Annotated in this window: 9 protein-coding genes; 5 read left to right on the top strand and 4 right to left on the bottom strand. The window is 59.2% G+C overall.

Going from position 1 to position 15,753, the window contains the following annotated elements; all coding sequences use genetic code 11:
* From INR99_RS00570 to INR99_RS17635, 4 genes are all read right to left on the bottom strand, one after another.
* Entirely contained in the window at positions 1–828 is an 828-nt protein-coding gene (locus tag INR99_RS00570) for a 2-oxo acid dehydrogenase subunit E2 (protein WP_194114346.1), read from the bottom strand.
* Positions 829–960: 132 nt separating this feature from the next.
* Positions 961–2,295: an aminotransferase class I/II-fold pyridoxal phosphate-dependent enzyme gene (locus INR99_RS00565; protein ID WP_194114345.1), complete on the bottom strand. Its 1,335-nt coding sequence runs from the start codon at positions 2,293–2,295 to the stop codon at positions 961–963.
* Positions 2,295–9,788, bottom strand: a complete 7,494-nt coding sequence (locus INR99_RS00560; RefSeq protein WP_194114344.1) for a type I polyketide synthase — start codon at positions 9,786–9,788, stop codon at positions 2,295–2,297. The genes INR99_RS00565 and INR99_RS00560 overlap by 1 nt, the downstream gene beginning before the upstream one ends.
* Positions 9,789–10,042: 254 nt before the next feature.
* Complete coding sequence (locus tag INR99_RS17635) at positions 10,043–12,265, bottom strand: beta strand repeat-containing protein (RefSeq protein WP_194114343.1); 2,223 nt, start codon at positions 12,263–12,265, stop codon at positions 10,043–10,045.
* Positions 12,266–12,576: 311 nt separating this feature from the next.
* Between INR99_RS17635 and INR99_RS00550 the strand changes: the two genes are divergently transcribed.
* The 5 genes from INR99_RS00550 (at position 12,577) to INR99_RS00530 (ending at position 15,750) form a co-directional block, all read left to right on the top strand.
* Complete coding sequence (locus tag INR99_RS00550) at positions 12,577–13,641, top strand: class I SAM-dependent methyltransferase (protein WP_194114342.1); 1,065 nt, start codon at positions 12,577–12,579, stop codon at positions 13,639–13,641.
* Positions 13,642–13,744: 103 nt separating this feature from the next.
* Entirely contained in the window at positions 13,745–14,425 is a 681-nt protein-coding gene (locus INR99_RS00545) for a beta-ketoacyl synthase chain length factor (protein ID WP_194114341.1), read from the top strand.
* Entirely contained in the window at positions 14,422–15,189 is a 768-nt protein-coding gene (locus tag INR99_RS00540; RefSeq protein ID WP_194114340.1) for a lysophospholipid acyltransferase family protein, read from the top strand. The genes INR99_RS00545 and INR99_RS00540 overlap by 4 nt, the downstream gene beginning before the upstream one ends.
* Entirely contained in the window at positions 15,182–15,445 is a 264-nt protein-coding gene (locus tag INR99_RS00535; RefSeq protein WP_308431421.1) for a phosphopantetheine-binding protein, read from the top strand. Before INR99_RS00540 ends, INR99_RS00535 begins: the two co-directional genes overlap by 8 nt.
* A gap of 62 nt (positions 15,446–15,507) precedes the next feature.
* Entirely contained in the window at positions 15,508–15,750 is a 243-nt protein-coding gene (locus INR99_RS00530; protein WP_194114338.1) for an acyl carrier protein, read from the top strand.
* The last annotated feature ends 3 nt before the right edge of the window (positions 15,751–15,753 follow it).

Below are 15,753 nucleotides of genomic sequence, written 5' to 3'. Positions count from 1 at the left end.
TCAGGCTAGGTTCGGATGGCCGTGTGCGATGATTTCCTTGAGTCGACTGGCAAAGCGCATCAGCGGTGCGCCGTCGATGACGTCATGATCCGCAGCAAGGGCGAACTGGATTGACTCGCATTCGTCCAGTTGCCCGTCCTTGATGATGAGCTTCTTGCTGACGCCGCCAATTGACAGTGTCAGGGTTAAGGGGGAGATGGGCAGGATCAGCATTGCGCCTGAGCCGAACATGCCGATGGACGTCAGTCCGACTGTTCCCATCAGCTGCTTGCTGGTGTAGGGATCGCGGCGAATCCAGAGCCATACGAACCAACGCAGCCAGCCTGGCCAGTGCAGAAACCAGTTTTCCAGCGGACTGAGCGGGCCGCCAGCGCCCACGGGAGCGATCCTGGCTTGCTGGAGCTCTTGCTGGATGATTGGCAGGGACTTGTTCTGGCAGTCGCGGATGATGTAATGCAGTGGCTGCCTGCAGCCATCGGGCAATTCACGTTCAATCATGCAGGCCAGATCAATGCTGTTGAATACGATGCGCTTTTTGCTGCCGCGGAGATAAGATTGCATTTCCGGTTGTTCCTGCAGCGCGCAGGCTAGTGCCTTGCCTAGGCACGCAGTCAGCGATAGCGGTATTTCCTGCGCTTTGTGGCTGGCAATCAGGTTTCGCAGATGGCCGAGTTCGGCATCCCCGGTTAGATAGATGGTTTTCTTGCGCCGACCTTCCGCCAGAACATCAAAGATTAGATTGCGCTCTGGAGGGAGTTGTATTTCTCGCGCAGCATCTCTTGGCTGGCGCAATTGCCGGATCAGTGCGGAAAAGACAGCATTTGCCATGTAGGTCGGGCTCGATAGACGTGTTATGAATGACAAGAGCTTCTTCCATCGCCCTTTGATGATGCTGCCTGATAGCCCCCCCTGTAGGCTGATCCGGTTTGCAAGGCATGACCGATCTCGCGCGCAAAGGCGTCAGAAGTCCGCTAGAGCCTTTTTCAGTGCGGCAAGTGTTTGGTCGATTTGCTCTTCGGTATGCTCGCAACTGATGAAAAAACGCAGGCGGGCGGCTTTTTCCGGGACGGCCGGATAGAGAATGGGCTGCACATTGATGCCTTGCTCAAATAGGGACGACGACAATCGGGCCGCTCTTAGAGAGCTGCCGACAATCGCCGGAATCACGGCCAAGCCCGTGCTTGCCCCCGTGTCGATGCCAAGCTGCCGAGCTTGCCGCAGGAAGTAGGCGCCCATTTGCTGCAGTCGCTGTACCCGCTCCGGTTCGGCTAGCATGCAGTTCAGTGCCATTCGTGATGCCGCGGCGACGGGGGCGGGCATGCCAACACTGTACAGGAAGCCCGGGGCCAAAAATTTGAGGTGCTCAACCAGGGCGTTTTCGCCGGCGATGTAGCCGCCGCAGCCTGCCAGCGATTTGCTCAGGGTTCCCATCCAGATATCAACCGCCTTGCCAGCGATACCGAAATGTTCGCGCAAGCCCAGGCCGTTTCTGCCCATGACGCCAAAAGAGTGCGCTTCATCCACCATCAAGAAGGCGCGGTGACGCTGCTTGATTTCGATCAGTCGGGGCAGGTCGGGGTAGTCGCCGTCCATGCTGTAAATACCTTCGACCACGATCAGTACACGCTCGAAGTCATGGCGGTTTCGGATCAGGATATCGTCCAGTGCGTCCAGATCATTGTGGGGAATGGAAAGTCGCTTGGCCCCGGATAGCAGCATGCCTTGCAGTGCGCTGTTGTGGATGTACTCGTCGTGGATGACCAGATCCTTGGGGCCGAACAGCATGCCGATGGTGCTGACATTGGTCGCATGGCCACTGACAAAGACGACAGCAGCATCCACCTCGTAAGCGGCAGCGATGGTTTCTTCAAGTTCGCGGTGGACGGGGCGTTCACCCGACACGGGGCGGCTGGCGGAAACAGAAATGCCGTAGCGGTCGATGGCCTGTTTGGCCGCTTCCTGAACCGCAGGGTGGCCGTTTAACCCAAGGTAGTTGTAACTTGCAAAATTGATGTATTCGCGGCCGCCAATGTGCGTGGTCGCCCCGGCCAGTCCATCGTGCAGTTTGAAGAACGGGCTGGGAACGCCAAGGCGTTGCCCCCCCTCGGACATGATGCGCAACTGCTGGTAACCTGGGTGCAGGTCGAAGCGGCAGAAGCTCTCCGGAATCTCGCGTCCTGATCGCAGTGGCTGCAGTGGCGCCTGTTCGGCTTGCTTAAGTTTGCGTTCCAGTGCCTGCTGGATTAGCTTGTCCTTCAACTGTCCAGTCAGCCCGGCGATTCCTTTACCTGCCATCAGTGAATCATCCTTTTGCTGGCGTTAGCCTGAACAAGTTGCGCAGCCAGAGCCGCGGAATCCGTTTGCTCGCTGACCCCATGCTGTACCGCCAACGCTTGGATTTGGGCTTCGGTATCGCTTTCCGGGCTGGCTTCAGTCTGCCCTTTCAGCTGCAGGATCAGCTTCTCTGCCAATTTACTGATTGTCGGATTCTGGCTTAGCGCCATCACCTGTAACCGTGTGCCGAAGCGGTCTTCAAGCGCGACGACCAGTTCGACGCCCATCAGAGAATCCAGCCCCATATCATAGATCGAGCCATCCGCATCGATCTTGTCCGGCGCGATACGCAAAATTGCGCCCACTTCCGCCTTCAGCATGCCGATAAAGCAGGCGTGCAACTCGCTGTCCGGCAGAGTGTGCAGTAGGTGCTGGATATCATTGCCAGCCTCATCGCCCTGCTCGGCTTGGCCTGCCTTGCGTGCGATGCGACGGAATTTGGGGCTACCCGCTGATGGCAGGAAGCGCTCCAGCGCACGCCAGTCGAGTTCCAGTACGCCAAGATCGGACGAGCCGGTGCTGATCATCTTGCCGAGAATATCCAGAGCCGCAGCCGAGGTGAGCGCTTGTCCTCCCATCCGGCTTTGCAGGGCATCCTTGATCTTTTCGTTGCGGGCGAGGAACCCGACGTCGTCGATGGCGCCCCAGCGGGCGCAGGTAGCGGGTAGGCCAGCAGCCCGGCGTGTGGCAGCCAAGGCTTCCAGGTAGCTGTTGGCGGCAACGTAACTGGCCTGGCCCGGATTGCCGAACAGGGTGGTTCCCGACGAATACAGTACGAAGAAATCGAGCTGCATATTACGGCTCAATGCATCCAGGTAATCAGCACCAAGCAGTTTCGGGCGCAGGACCTTTCCGATCTGCTCCGCATCCAGATTCCTGACCAGTCCATCGTCGATTACGACGGCTGCATGAACAAGTCCCTTGAGCGGAGGTCTGCTGACACCGAAGGTGCTGAAAATCGCGCTCAATGCTGCCCGGTCTGTGACGTCGCAGGCCAATGCTTCCGCCTTGACTCCCTGAGCGGCAAATTCAGCCAGAGCATCACGGGCTTCATCGCTGCTTGCGCCGCGCCGACTAAGTAGCAACAGATGACGCGCCCCTCGGGTTGCCAGCCATTTTGCCGTTTGCAAGCCAAAACCGTTCAAGCCACCGGTAACCAGATAGCAAGCCTTGCCGTCGAGCTGAAGCGGGGGGCTTACCGATTCGGTCGCTTCGCCCTGTACCGGCTGAATGCCGTTGTAGTAAGTCACAACGATCTTGCCGATCTGTCGGGCTTGCTGCATCTGGCGGAAGGCATCGACCACTTCGGCTGCGTCAAAGACCTGATAGGGCAGGGGGGTCAGGGTGCCGTCGGCGAACAGGGCAATGACTTCGGCGAACAGACGTTGCGTCAGCTCGGGTTTTACCTGCATCAACTGGTCGGCATCGATGCCGAAATAGCTGACATTATTACGGAATGGTCGCAGGCCGACCTTGGTATTTTCGTAGAAATCGCGTTTGCCAAGCTCAAGGAAACGGCCAAACGGGCGCAGCACGTCAAAGTTGCGGTTGACTGCCTCTCCGGCCAGTGAATTGAGCACCACATCGACACCTTCACCGGCCGTGTCGCGCAGGATTTCGTCCGCGAATGCCAGAGAGCGGGAGTCATAAATGTGCTTCACGCCTAGATTGTGCAGGAAGACCCGTTTTTCATCCGAGCCGGCCGTGGCGTAAATTTCCGCGCCCAAGTGACGCGCGAGCTGTATGGCGGCAATGCCAACGCCACCTGCCGCGCCATGAATCAGGATGCGTTCGCCGGCTTGCAGGTGAGCCAGATGATAGAGTGCGTAATATACGGTGAAAAACACGCTGGGAATGGTGGCAGCGGCTTCGCAGCTAATCCCTGCTGGAATGTGGGCAATGGCGGATGGGGTGGTATACACCCGGTCCGCAAAACTATAAGGGCCAAAACCGACGACCAAATCACCGGCCTTGTAGCCTGTGACGTTGCTACCGATGCGGCGTACCCGGCCCGCAAATTCCAGACCGAGCGAAGGGCCGGCAAAGCCGTTCTCGACTGCTTCGTCGGAAAGCAAACCGAGGGCGTACATCACGTCGCGGAAATTCAGTCCGGTAGCCAGGACCTCGACATCGAGCTGCTCGTCGCCAAGTTCGCCCGGCTCGACGCTTTCCCACTGCAGGTTGCGGAGCTGACCGGGGAACTGGAAACCAAGTCGGCGGATGTGTGATGCCTTGCCGTCGCTTGCAGCTTGTCCGGCATTGGCCATGCGGGTGTAGCGCATGCGTGCGGCAAAGCGCTCGCCGCCTGCCTGACGGATTACTTCGGTTTCCGCATCCGGATTGGCTATTTCCTCGTTCAGTATCGCCGCCATCGCTGTGGGCGACAATCCCGGGTCAAGGTCTAGCAGGCGGATGGCGGCAGAGCTGCTTTCGTTTTGCAGCGTTCGGCCGAATCCCCATAGTGCGCTATCGCCAGCGGGCGAGCCTGCCGCCTGCCAGTGTGGGAGCAGATGGCTGGCGGCTCCCCGGGTTGGAATCCAGATCGTTGTCTGATTGGATTGTTCTTCCAGCAAAACGTGCAGACGAGTCAGTGCATGGCAGCGGGCCGTCTGCCAAGTGACGGTGTTTTCTGGCGATGAGCTGCCACCGAACAGACCATGAGCCATGACGATGGCCAGGGGGGCGCTTCCGGCGGCCTGCTGCGCCTGGGTCAGTGCGCTTTCATCCATTCCAGCCAGGCAAATGGCCGTTTCGGCAAGAACGCCGCTGAATGCAGTGGGTAATTCGGCCGGATCGGCCCAGAGTAACACATAGGGTTTGCTCGCCGCAGCTTGCTGCGGCTGTGGCTCTTTGTGTGCGCCGATCAGGAACAGATCGCTGTCGTTGCTGGCGTTTTCTTGGGTGTACGCACTCAGCCCTTGAGATTCAAGGACTGTGGCTATATAGGCTTGAGTGTATGCTTGGGTTTGTCCGTCGACGAAGTCCATCCAGCGTGAGGCTTTGCGGCCGATAAGCAGCAAGCTGCCGTGCTGGCCGAGGCTGCGGCTGGCCAGCTGCAGGGCAGACTGCAGGGCGTGCGGGGCAATGAAGTCGAGGGTCAGAACGACCAGATCGGCCTCGATGGACAGGGCCGCGTCGTCGTCCAACTGGACGGCGTCAAGGTTGGCATGCTCTTCCAGCTGATGCTGTATGTTGCCGAGCGCTTCGCTGCTTTCTGTGGCCAGGGCAAAATTGAAGCGCGAGTCGGTCAGAAGTGGGCGACATTGCTTGAGCAGCAGGCTCTCGGCGCCGCAGATTTCCAGCACAGCGAGACGCTGGCCGGCCTTCAGGCTGGAAAGCCGCTCGCCGAGCCAGCGATATGTGGCCGAGGAAATCAGCTGCGCGCGAGGGCCAAGCGCTGCCCGCCAGAGCTGGGGGCGCAGAGGGGCGGGCAGTCGCAGTCTTGTCGCGCTCGCGTCGAGCATGACGGTGGCCTGTTTGGCGGCAAGGTCGATGGCGTGTGTGAGCTGGAAGTAGTCGGGATAATCGGCCAGGAGTGCTTGCCAGATGGCTTGTGCACTCACGTCGCCATTCGGCGAGTCGCCAAGCCTCCAGCCATCAGTATCGCGTTCAAGTCCGCCTTCGCTCTCGGCCATGGCGATGCTGAACGCATAGCGCTGGGCCGCATCGCTGCCGGTGGCAGTGTGCAGGGAGGTGGGGAGGTGTCCGTCGGCACTCAGGTTGCTCAGCAATTCATGGTTGCACTGCGAGGCGAAGGCATCCAGCAGCGGATCAACTTCACTGGTAAAACGCTGTGTATCGGCGCTCTCTGCATGCTGCCGCAGTAGCTCGGCAAGTAGAGTTTCAATCCCTGCCGATTCGCCAGTTTTGTTCAGTGGTGCCGCTTCGGCCGTGTAGTCAAGCAGGTGTAGCGAGTTGTCCTTGCCCTTGTGCAGGCGGACGCTGCGGAAACGCGCCTCTTCGATTCGCGCGATGACATCCCCTGCTGCATTGAAGAGTGTGAATTCGGCCGTCAGGGAGTGCGGAGCTCGTTGCCGTAGTGAGGCGCGTGCATACGTCGGGCGGCCAGCACCGGGGGTGAAAGTGACATGGCCGATTTTGGTCGGAACAAAGGCGATACCGGCGAGATCGGCGACTTCGTCGCGCAGCAACTGGATGATCAGCTGGAAGGTGCAGTCCAGCAGGGCCGGGTGCAGCAGGTAGTTGTCCAGCCCCAGCTCGATCGATGCGGGAACAATCAGTTCGGCCAGAACCGAGTCTGCGTCAACCCAGCCGTGCCTGATGCAGCAGAAAGCGGGGCCGTAGGCGAGTCCGGCTGTTCGGGTCAGGAGGGCGTGGCTGGCGGCGGTAAAGTGGGGCTGCCGGGTGGGTATGCTCAGGCGATCTGCCGCGGCGAGGCGTACCGTGCCTGGTTCGGGGCGAACGCGGGTCTTGGCGTGCAGGGTCCAGTTGCCTGATTCACCTGCATAATCGCGCGCCTGGATCTGCAGTGCACCATCTGCGCCTACTCGCGCCGTACGGCTGATCTTGATCTGTCCATCCGAGAGAATCAATGGGGCGAGGATTTCCAGTTCTTCCAGTTCGATGGCGCGGCCGTCCGGGGATTGGGCATGTGCGGCGGCCAGGGCCATTTCAACATAAGCCGTGCCGGGGAATACGGTGGCGTCACCGACCACGTGATCCGCGAATGCTGGCTGGCTTGCCGTATCGAGCCGATTTTCCCAGGTTCCTTCGAACTGGGCGACGGCATGGCCCAGCAGTGGGTGCAGCTGCTTGCGCTGCAGCAAGCCCAACGATTCGCTGGTGGTGCTGTGCCAGAGGCGTTCGCGTTGCCACGGATAATGCGGCAGATCGGCGACTTGCCCGGCAACTGGATAAAAGTCACTCCATGCATTTGAGCAGCCAGCAATCAGCACGCGTTGCGCTGCAGTCCAGATTTTGTCGCAATGTTCGTCATCGCGGTGCAGTGTGGCAATGTTGGCGCCGTCCTGCTGCGCCGACTTCAGTGTGTCGCTGATGTAACCGCGCAATACCGGGTGCGGGCCGATCTCGACGAAGACATTCATGCCTTCTGCTATGAGTGCATCGGTGGCGCTGGCAAAAAGCACCGGTTTGCGGATGTTTTTCCACCAGTAGCTCGCGTCGAGCCGGGCGCCATCCAGCGCTGTGCCGCTGACCGTCGAGTAAAAAGGCACTGCGCCGGTGCGAGCCTGTATTCCGGTAAGCGATGCGATGACGCCCTCTTCGATCGGGTCCATTGCCTCACTGTGGAAGGCGTAATCGAGATCAAGCCGTTTGTAGAAGGCTCCCTTCTTGGCCAGGGCCTGCTCCACGAGGGCCAGATCATCTGGTGCGCCGGCCAGCGTACTTCCCCTGGAGCTGTTGACCCCTGCCAGCGCCACACGATCTGCAACTTGCAACTCTGCCAAGAGCTCCAGCATTTCGGACTCACCAAGGCCGGCGGCTGTCATGGCGCCCTGCCCCTTGGTTTTGCCCTGCCAATGGCTGCGGTTGTAGATGACTCTGGTCGCGTCCTCGAGCGACAAGGCACCAGCGCACCATGCTGCGGCAACCTCGCCCACACTATGTCCTGTGACGGCTAGTGGATGGATGCCGCGACTTGCCAACATGCGCACGATGCCGACTTGCAGTGCAAACAGCGCCGGCTGGGCAATTTCGGTGAAGTCGTATTTCTGATCCGGCAGCTCGCCAGCCAAATGCTCCCGCAGTGACCAGCCGGCCAAGGGCAGGAAATGCTGGTCGATTTCGGCGATGGTGCCCCGGAAAACGGAATTTTCCCGGAGCAGGGTTCGGCCCATGTTTTGCCACTGCGAGCCATTGCCAGAAAAGACAAAAACCGGCCCCTTGGCCGTGGGCAAGGCATTACCGGTGGTGACGGCAGGCGCCTCTTTGGAAGCATCATCCACTCCAGCGATGGCCCGCAGGGCTGCCTTCAGGCTCGCGGTGTCGTGAACGTGGGCCGCAGCCGCGCAGTCGAACTGCTCGCGGCAATGCAGTAGGGTATAGGTGTAGTCGTAGAGGTCGGGAGCATTGTTTTGTTCCTCCAAGTCTGTCAGCAGATTGCTGGCAAATGCTCGTACGGCTTGTTCGCTGCGCGCGGAAATTCGCAGGGGAAACAGCGTATGCTTCGACGTGGCCTGCTTGTTGGGTACTACTTCCGGGCTTTGAAGAATGACATGCGCATTTGCGCCGCCAAAGCCGAAGGAGTTGACGCCGACGGTGACCGGCCCTTCCGGCTTGAGTTGTTTCGGCTCGGTAACCACCTGCAGGTTGAGGTCGTCGAAATCGATCTTGGGGTTGAAGCGCTTGATGCCAATGGTGGCCGGCGCCACTCGATGGCGCACCACATGCAGGGCCTTGACCAGTCCGGCCATGCCGGACGCTGTTTCCAAGTGGCCCATGTTGCTTTTCACCGAGCCGATGGGCAAGGGTTTGTCCTTGCTGCGACGTTTGCCGAGCGCTAGGCCAATAGCGCGGGTTTCAATCGGGTCGCCGACCGCAGTACCGGTGCCGTGTGCTTCAAGGTAATCAATGTCGTCAGCCTGAATCCCGGCCTGGCTGTAAACCTGGGAAAGGAGGCTGGCTTGCGCCGTGTGGCTGGGAACGGTCAGCCCGGTTTTCTTGCCGTCGGTATTGACGGCGGAGGCGGCTACTACCGCAAGAATGGGGTCGCCATCAGCCAGTGCCTTGTCGTAGTTTTTCAGCAGGAAAACCCCGCCCCCTTCCGAGCGGACATAACCATCTCCGCTTTCGTCGAATACACTGCAACGGCCTTTGCGCGACAGCATCGTGGCTTTCGAAAAAATAACGAACCCGTATGGGTGGAGGTGCAGGCTCACTCCACCCGCCAGTGCCATGTCGGTTTCGCCCGATCGGATGGATTGGCAGGCCTGATGGAATGCGACTAGCGAAGATGAACAGGCGGTGTCGATCGCCATGCTCGGGCCTCGCAGGTCAAAGGTGTAGGACAAGCGATTGGCTGCGATGCTGCCGGTATTGCCTGTCGCTGCAGCAGAATCCAGTGCCGCGAGGTCTTCGGCCATTCTGTAGGCATAATCCACGCTGGCAAAGCCAATATAGACGCCGCAGTTGCTTCCGCGCACAGTCGAGGGTTTTTTGCCGGCTCGCTCGAAGGCTTCCCAACTCATCTCCAGCAGAATCCGCTGTTGGGGGTCCATCATTGCTGCTTCGCGGGGCGAAATGCCAAAGAAGCCAGGGTCAAAGCCCCCGACATCACCAATCGAGCCCGCGGCAAAGGTATAGCTGGTTCCTGGTGTGCCTCGATCCGGGTGCAGATACATATCCTGCTCCCAGCGGCCCGACTCGACCTGGGTAACCAAGTCCTCTCCTGCTAGCAGTTTTTGCCAGTAGTTTGCTGCAGATACTCCAGGGAAACGAAACGAATAACCAATAATTGCGACTCGAGCAGTCATCTTGTCCGGCATTGCGATATCAATCTGAATATTTAAACCGCCAATGGCCTGACTCTTAAATTGCTTTACGAGTCAGCATTTGGTTCGGCGCGAAGAGCGAAAAGTTCCTTAGTCTACCAAGACTCATCTCTATTCCCGAAGTGTTTTTTGATGTGGCGAGAATGATTGTCAATTAGATGGGGCGGGCAGATTATCAAGACCACAGCCCGGCACGCAGGCCGGGCTGTGGTGGTCTGCCAGAACCGCAGGCAGGGTTAGAGAACGAAGGCCGTCGAGGTCAGGCTGCTGACGCCGGTGAGCTGGATTTCAAATTCGGCCGTGCTATCGGCGTCGGTATTGCCGTACAGAATGCCGTTCACCAGCCGCAGCTGCCCGGCACCGGTAAATGCATTGCCGCCGATGTAGCTGAAGGCCTCGTTGGAGGCCGTCGTGGCGGTATTGGCATCCAGGGTCGACAGGTCGATCTTGTCGCCTTCGACGGCCTTGAAGTCGTTGATCACGTCACGGCTGGTGCCGATCAGGATTTCCGAGAGGGCATTGAAGTCGAAGTGATCCGCGCCGTTGCCGCCGCTGAGGCTGTCTGTACCGGTACCGCCAAGTAGCACATCCGTGCCGTCGCCGCCCACCAGGCTATCACGCCCATCTCCGCCGTTCAGCGTGTTGTTGCCGGTGTTGCCAGTGATCACGTTATTCAACGCATTACCAGTGCCGTTGGTGGCGCCAGTCAGCAGGGTGAGGTTTTCCAGATTGCTGGTGCTGCCCAAGGTGTAGCTGACCGCGCTATTCACGCTGTCGATGCCGGTTGTACTGGTTTCGCCAGTGATCACGTCGGTACTGGCGTCGACGTAGTAGCTGTCGTCGCCCGCCCCGCCGTTCATCGAGTCGGTTCCGGCGCCGCCAACCAGGGTGTCGTTGCCGTTGCCGCCCAGCAGGCTGTCGTTGCCGGTGCCGCCGTCGGTTTTGTCATTGCCGTCGCCGCCGTTCAGCGTGTTGTTGCCGGTGTTGCCGGTAATCACGTTGTTCAATGCATTGCCGGTGCCAGCAGTAGCGCCAGTCAGCAGGGTGAGGTTTTCCAGGTTGCTGGTGCTGCCCAGGGTGTAGCTGATCGCGCTATTCACGCCATCGATGCCGGTTGCGCTGGTTTCACCGGTGATCACGTCGGTGCTGGAGTCCACGTAGTAGGTGTCGTTGCCCGCGCCGCCGTTCATCGAGTCGGTGCCGGCGCCGCCAACCAGGGTGTCGTTGCCGTTACCGCCCAACAGGCTGTCGTTGCCGGTGCCACCATCGGTCTTGTCGTTGCCATCACCACCGTTCAGCGTGTTGTTGCCGGTGTTGCCGGTAATCACGTTGTTCAGTGCATTGCCGGTGCCGGAGGTGGCGCCGGTGAGCAGCCACAGATTTTCCAGGTTGCTGGTGCTGCCCAAGGTGTAGTTCACCGCAGAGCCAACGCCGTCGATGCCGGTTGTGCTGGTTTCGCCGAGGATTACGTCGGTGCTGGAGTCCACGTAGTAGGTGTCGTTGCCTGCGCCGCCGTTCATCGAGTCGGTGCCAGTACCACCAACCAGCGTGTCGTTGCCGCTGCCGCCCAGCAGGCTGTCGTTGCCGGTGCCGCCGTCAGTCTTGTCGTTGCCATCACCACCGTTCAGGGTGTTGTTGCCGGTGTTGCCGGTAATCACGTTGTTCAGTGCATTGCCGGTACCGGAGGTGGCACCAGTCAGCAGCAGCAGATTTTCGATATTGCTGGTGTTTCCTAGCGTGTAATTGATGGAGCTGCGTACGTTATCGGTGCCACTAATGGAGGTTTCGCCATTGATTACATCTAGGCTGGAGTCGACGTAATAAGTGTCACTGCCTGCGCCGCCGCTCATCGTGTCGTTGCCTGATCCCCCGAGTAGCGTGTCATTGCCCGCCCCCCCTCCGAGGCTGTCGTTGCCGGTGCCACCATTCAGCGTATCGTCGCCGATGCCACCATCCAAGTGGTCGTCGCCCACGTCTCCGCTCAGGCTATCTTGGCCATCTCCTCCGCTGAGATCGTCGTTGCCATCTCCACCAAACAGACTGTCATCGCCCAGGTCGCCAAAGATGCTGTCATCCCCGAGTGCTCCCGTTAAAGAATCGTCGTCATTGGAGCCGTCGACATCTCCGCCGTTCTCAAGAGCAACTTCAAAGAGCACCATCGGATCCGCAAACACTTCCTCGGTGATTTCCGTTACATCTACCGCCATGCCGGTTGCGACGTACTGTTCCACCCCATCTAATACCATTCGTACCCCACCAACAGTACCGTTGACTGTGCTGAGGTCATTGCCCGCCCCCCCGGTAAAGCTGCCACTAACGGTAAACTGAGCTGAGCGCCCACCGCCCAGATCGACGTTGATCTGGATTTGAGTACTATTAATGCTGTTAACGCTCACCGCCGTACTGGCGACGGCCTCTAAGCTTTCCCAGTCTGCATACGCGATATTGATCGTGCCCATGGTCGTCTCCGGTTAAGTGGTAAGGTATTAATATCACGGTAGATTTAAGTGAAACTGAAGCTTTTGTTGCAGGGGGAAATAGGGGTTGAACGGTTGTGCTGCTGACGAATGGGTGGATGGCTCTACTTTTACCCAAGTGCTGCGTTCAAAGTTGCCAGGCTATCAGGCTGGCAAAATGTGTTTACTTCCCGGCTTGAGTCCCTCAGGGGGGGCTGAGCGATAGAGTCGGTGTTGTTATAGATAAAGTTCGAGGGTGTGCTGTATTGGGGGGGCTGAAGTGTCTTGGCTGGCTGTTTGTGTGGAGGAGGAGATTGGATAATCGACGATTCGGGGCTGATTGCTCGGCGTTTGCTGCGCGATATGAGGCGCAGAAGCTGGCATTTGGCCCGGTGGTGTTTCAGTGCGTGCGCATTGCCTGGAAAAAAGGCCTGCTGGCGGCTCTCGCAGATGGTGCCTTGGCAAGCAATGAGTTGATGGTACGGCATGGGTTGAGTGCTTATGCCGTTGATGTGCTGCTGGAAAGCTGTCTATCGGCAGGTGTGGTTGCCAGGAAAAATGGTCTGTGGGAGCTGGAAAAACCCGGGTATATGCTGGTCAATGATCGCCTTACCCAGATCAATTTTGACTGGGTTCAGGATGTCTGCTGGCAGGGGCTCTTCGATCTCGAGCGAGCGCTGGACGAAGAAAAGCCGGTGGGGTTGCGGCATCTTGGAGATTGGCCAAGCATTTATGAAGGCCTGTCCGTGTTGCCCGAGCCCGCGCGCTCATCCTGGTTTGCCTTTGATCATTACTATTCGGATTCGGCGTTTCCGGATGCGCTGCCTTTCTTGCTGAAGCGCCAGCCGCGCCGTTTGATGGATGTCGGAGCCAATACCGGCAAGTTCGCCCGTCTGTGTCTTGAGCATGATCCCGCAGTGCAGCTGACACTGGTTGATCTGCCCATCCAGCTGGATGTCGCCTGGCGTGGATTGCAGGAAGCCGGGCTGGCCGAGCGGTTGATGCTCGCGCCGCGCAATCTGCTCGATGCCGCTTTGCAGCTCCCGAGCGGGCACGATGTGATCTGGATGAGCCAGTTCCTTTCCTGCTTTTCGCTGGATGCCATCCGGCATATTCTTGCTTGTGCCGCCAGGGCGCTGGATGAAGGCGGGCGGCTGTTTATCCTCGATACCTTCTGGGATCGCCAGCAGTTTGATATTGCATCGTATTGCCTGATCAATACCTCGCCTTATTTCACGGCAATCGCCAGTGGCAATAGCAAGATTTACCGTGCAGATGAGTACATTGCCTGCGCCAGCGATGCTGGTCTGGAATGTCTGGCCATTCATGATCAGCTGGGTTTGTCACATTCATTGCTGGAATTCGGATTGCGCCCCTGATGCCGGCAATCAGGCCGGGGTGCGGTGGCAGGGGGCTGTGAGATAATGCCCCTAACTTCTAGACGTTCTGATTGCCCATTTTTGCTGTCTGCCCCATATCACGATGACTCCCCCCCCTGCCTGGTCACTTGCTGTTCGTGTCGATGCGTCGGCCTGCTGGTGCGCTCACCGCGATGGTAAGCCTGCGCTTGGCTTTGTCCCGGCCATGGCTCGGCGCAGGCTGTCGGCCCTGGCCAGGGGCTGTTTGCATGTGGCGCAACAGGTCCAGGATGAAGGCGACCGGGCGCGGCTGATTTTCGGTTCACGGCATGGTGAAATCGCCAAGACACTTGGGATGTTGCAGGAAATCGCTGCGGGAGAGCCAATCTCGCCTGCGGCATTCAGCCATTCGGTGCATAACGCAATTCCCGGTTTGTGGTCGATCCTGACCGGGTTTACGGGTGAATGCAGTGCGGTGGCCGCAGGAATGGATACCTTGCCCATGGCGCTGCTGGAGGCCCAGGGGATGCTGCACGATGATCCATCAACGCCGGTTGTTGTGGTGATTGCCGATGAGGCCTTTCCGGAGATGCTGCATTCCGAAGCGGTCGAGCCGGGAGAGGGCTATGCATTGGCTCTGCGCCTCAGTGGCGGCGCGCCCAATCTGCAGCTGCAGCCCCGCAGCGCCGCTCAAGTTGCGGCAGACCCGGATCTCGTCTTGTCCTGGTGGTCGTGGTGGCTGCAGAGGCATAAAGCCTTGGTGCTGCCAGGAGAACGCCACGACTGGCTCTGGAATGCGGCATGAGTGTGCGGGCTCGTCTGGACTGGTGCCGGCGCTTGCTGGGTACCGCCGTGGCCTTCAGTACTTTCGGCGTGGGCGGTGTGGTATTGGGAGGGGTGTTTCCGCTACTGAACCGCATCACGCCTCTGGCGCTGCGCCGTGCGCGTGCGCGCCGGCTGATTCATTTAACCTTCAGCGTGTTCATGCGCTGGATGCGCTGGCTGGGCATCATGGAGTGGCGTATCGAAGGTGAGCACAGACTGGGGAGACCCGGGCAACTGGTGGTGGCCAACCATCCTTCGCTGCTGGATGTGGTTTTCATGATGTCGCATATCCGTGAGCCCAATTGCGTGGTCAAGGGTGGCCTTTGGCGCAATCCCTGCATGGTTGGCCCGGTCAGTGCCGCCGGTTTCATTCCCAACCATAGCAGCGAGCAGATGGTGCTCGACAGTATTGCCGCGCTGCAGGAAGGGGATTGCCTGATCGTGTTTCCGGAAGGCACCCGTACCACGCCGGGGGCGCCATTGCATTTCCATCGCGGCGCCGCGACGATTGCCGTGAAGGGGGCGCAGGTGCTGACGCCTGTCGTGCTGACCATTACGCCCACCACTTTGACCAAGCAGGACAAGTGGTACAAAATCCCGCCGCGCCGCTTTGTCATGTCGCTGCGTGTCGGGGATGACATCGATCTGGCCCCCTATCGACAGGGCGTCAGTGCTCCCGTAGCTGCGCGCCGTCTGAATGCCGACCTATTTGACTTTTACCAGCAGGAACTTCAACGTGGATAGTGCGCTGATCAATGAAATCAAGTGTTTTGTCATCGAAACACTCAATCTGGAAGACATGACGGCGGACGAGATCGATACCGATGCACCGCTGTTCAATGATGGTCTGGGGCTGGACTCGATCGATGCGCTCGAGCTGGGGGTCGCTCTGCAGAAGAAGTACGGCATCAAGCTGCAAAGCGACGCGGCCGAAAATCGCGCCCATTTCGCCTCGATTGCCGCGCTGGCCGAACTGGTCAGCCACCAGCGCAAGCAGTAAATCCGCCGGGGGCGCCGGCAAGCCCTGCCCGGAACGGGGCAGGATGCGATCAGGGAGAAAATATGGATAAGCAGACTGTTCAAAACGAAATTGTGCGGATTATGGGCGAGCTCTTTGAGCTGCCCGCAGAGCGGATTGTTCCCGAGGCACGGCTGTATGACGACCTGGAAATCGATAGCATCGATGCGGTCGATCTGGCGGCTGAATTGCGCGATCTGGTCGGGCGCAAGATCAGCCCGGAAGATTTCAAGCAGGTCCGCACGGTGGCCGATCTGGTCGATGCGGTACTGAAACAGCAGCAGTGAAAC

This window comes from Chitinilyticum piscinae, from assembly GCF_015223195.1.
Taxonomy (GTDB): domain Bacteria; phylum Pseudomonadota; class Gammaproteobacteria; order Burkholderiales; family Chitinibacteraceae; genus Chitinilyticum; species Chitinilyticum piscinae.
This window is presented reverse-complemented; position numbering and strand designations above follow the sequence as displayed.

What these genes read in the sequence shown, in the direction of transcription:
- INR99_RS17635 (WP_194114343.1), bottom strand. Translation starts at nt 12,265, where the DNA reads ATGGGCACGATCAATATCGCGTATGCAGACTGGGAAAGCTTAGAGGCC.
- INR99_RS00560 (WP_194114344.1), bottom strand. Translation starts at nt 9,788, where the DNA reads ATGACTGCTCGAGTCGCAATTATTGGTTATTCGTTTCGTTTCCCTGGA.
- INR99_RS00530 (WP_194114338.1), top strand. Translation starts at nt 15,508, where the DNA reads ATGGATAAGCAGACTGTTCAAAACGAAATTGTGCGGATTATGGGCGAG.
- INR99_RS00540 (WP_194114340.1), top strand. Translation starts at nt 14,422, where the DNA reads ATGAGTGTGCGGGCTCGTCTGGACTGGTGCCGGCGCTTGCTGGGTACC.
- INR99_RS00570 (WP_194114346.1), bottom strand. Translation starts at nt 828, where the DNA reads ATGGCAAATGCTGTCTTTTCCGCACTGATCCGGCAATTGCGCCAGCCA.
- INR99_RS00565 (WP_194114345.1), bottom strand. Translation starts at nt 2,295, where the DNA reads ATGGCAGGTAAAGGAATCGCCGGGCTGACTGGACAGTTGAAGGACAAG.
- INR99_RS00545 (WP_194114341.1), top strand. Translation starts at nt 13,745, where the DNA reads ATGACTCCCCCCCCTGCCTGGTCACTTGCTGTTCGTGTCGATGCGTCG.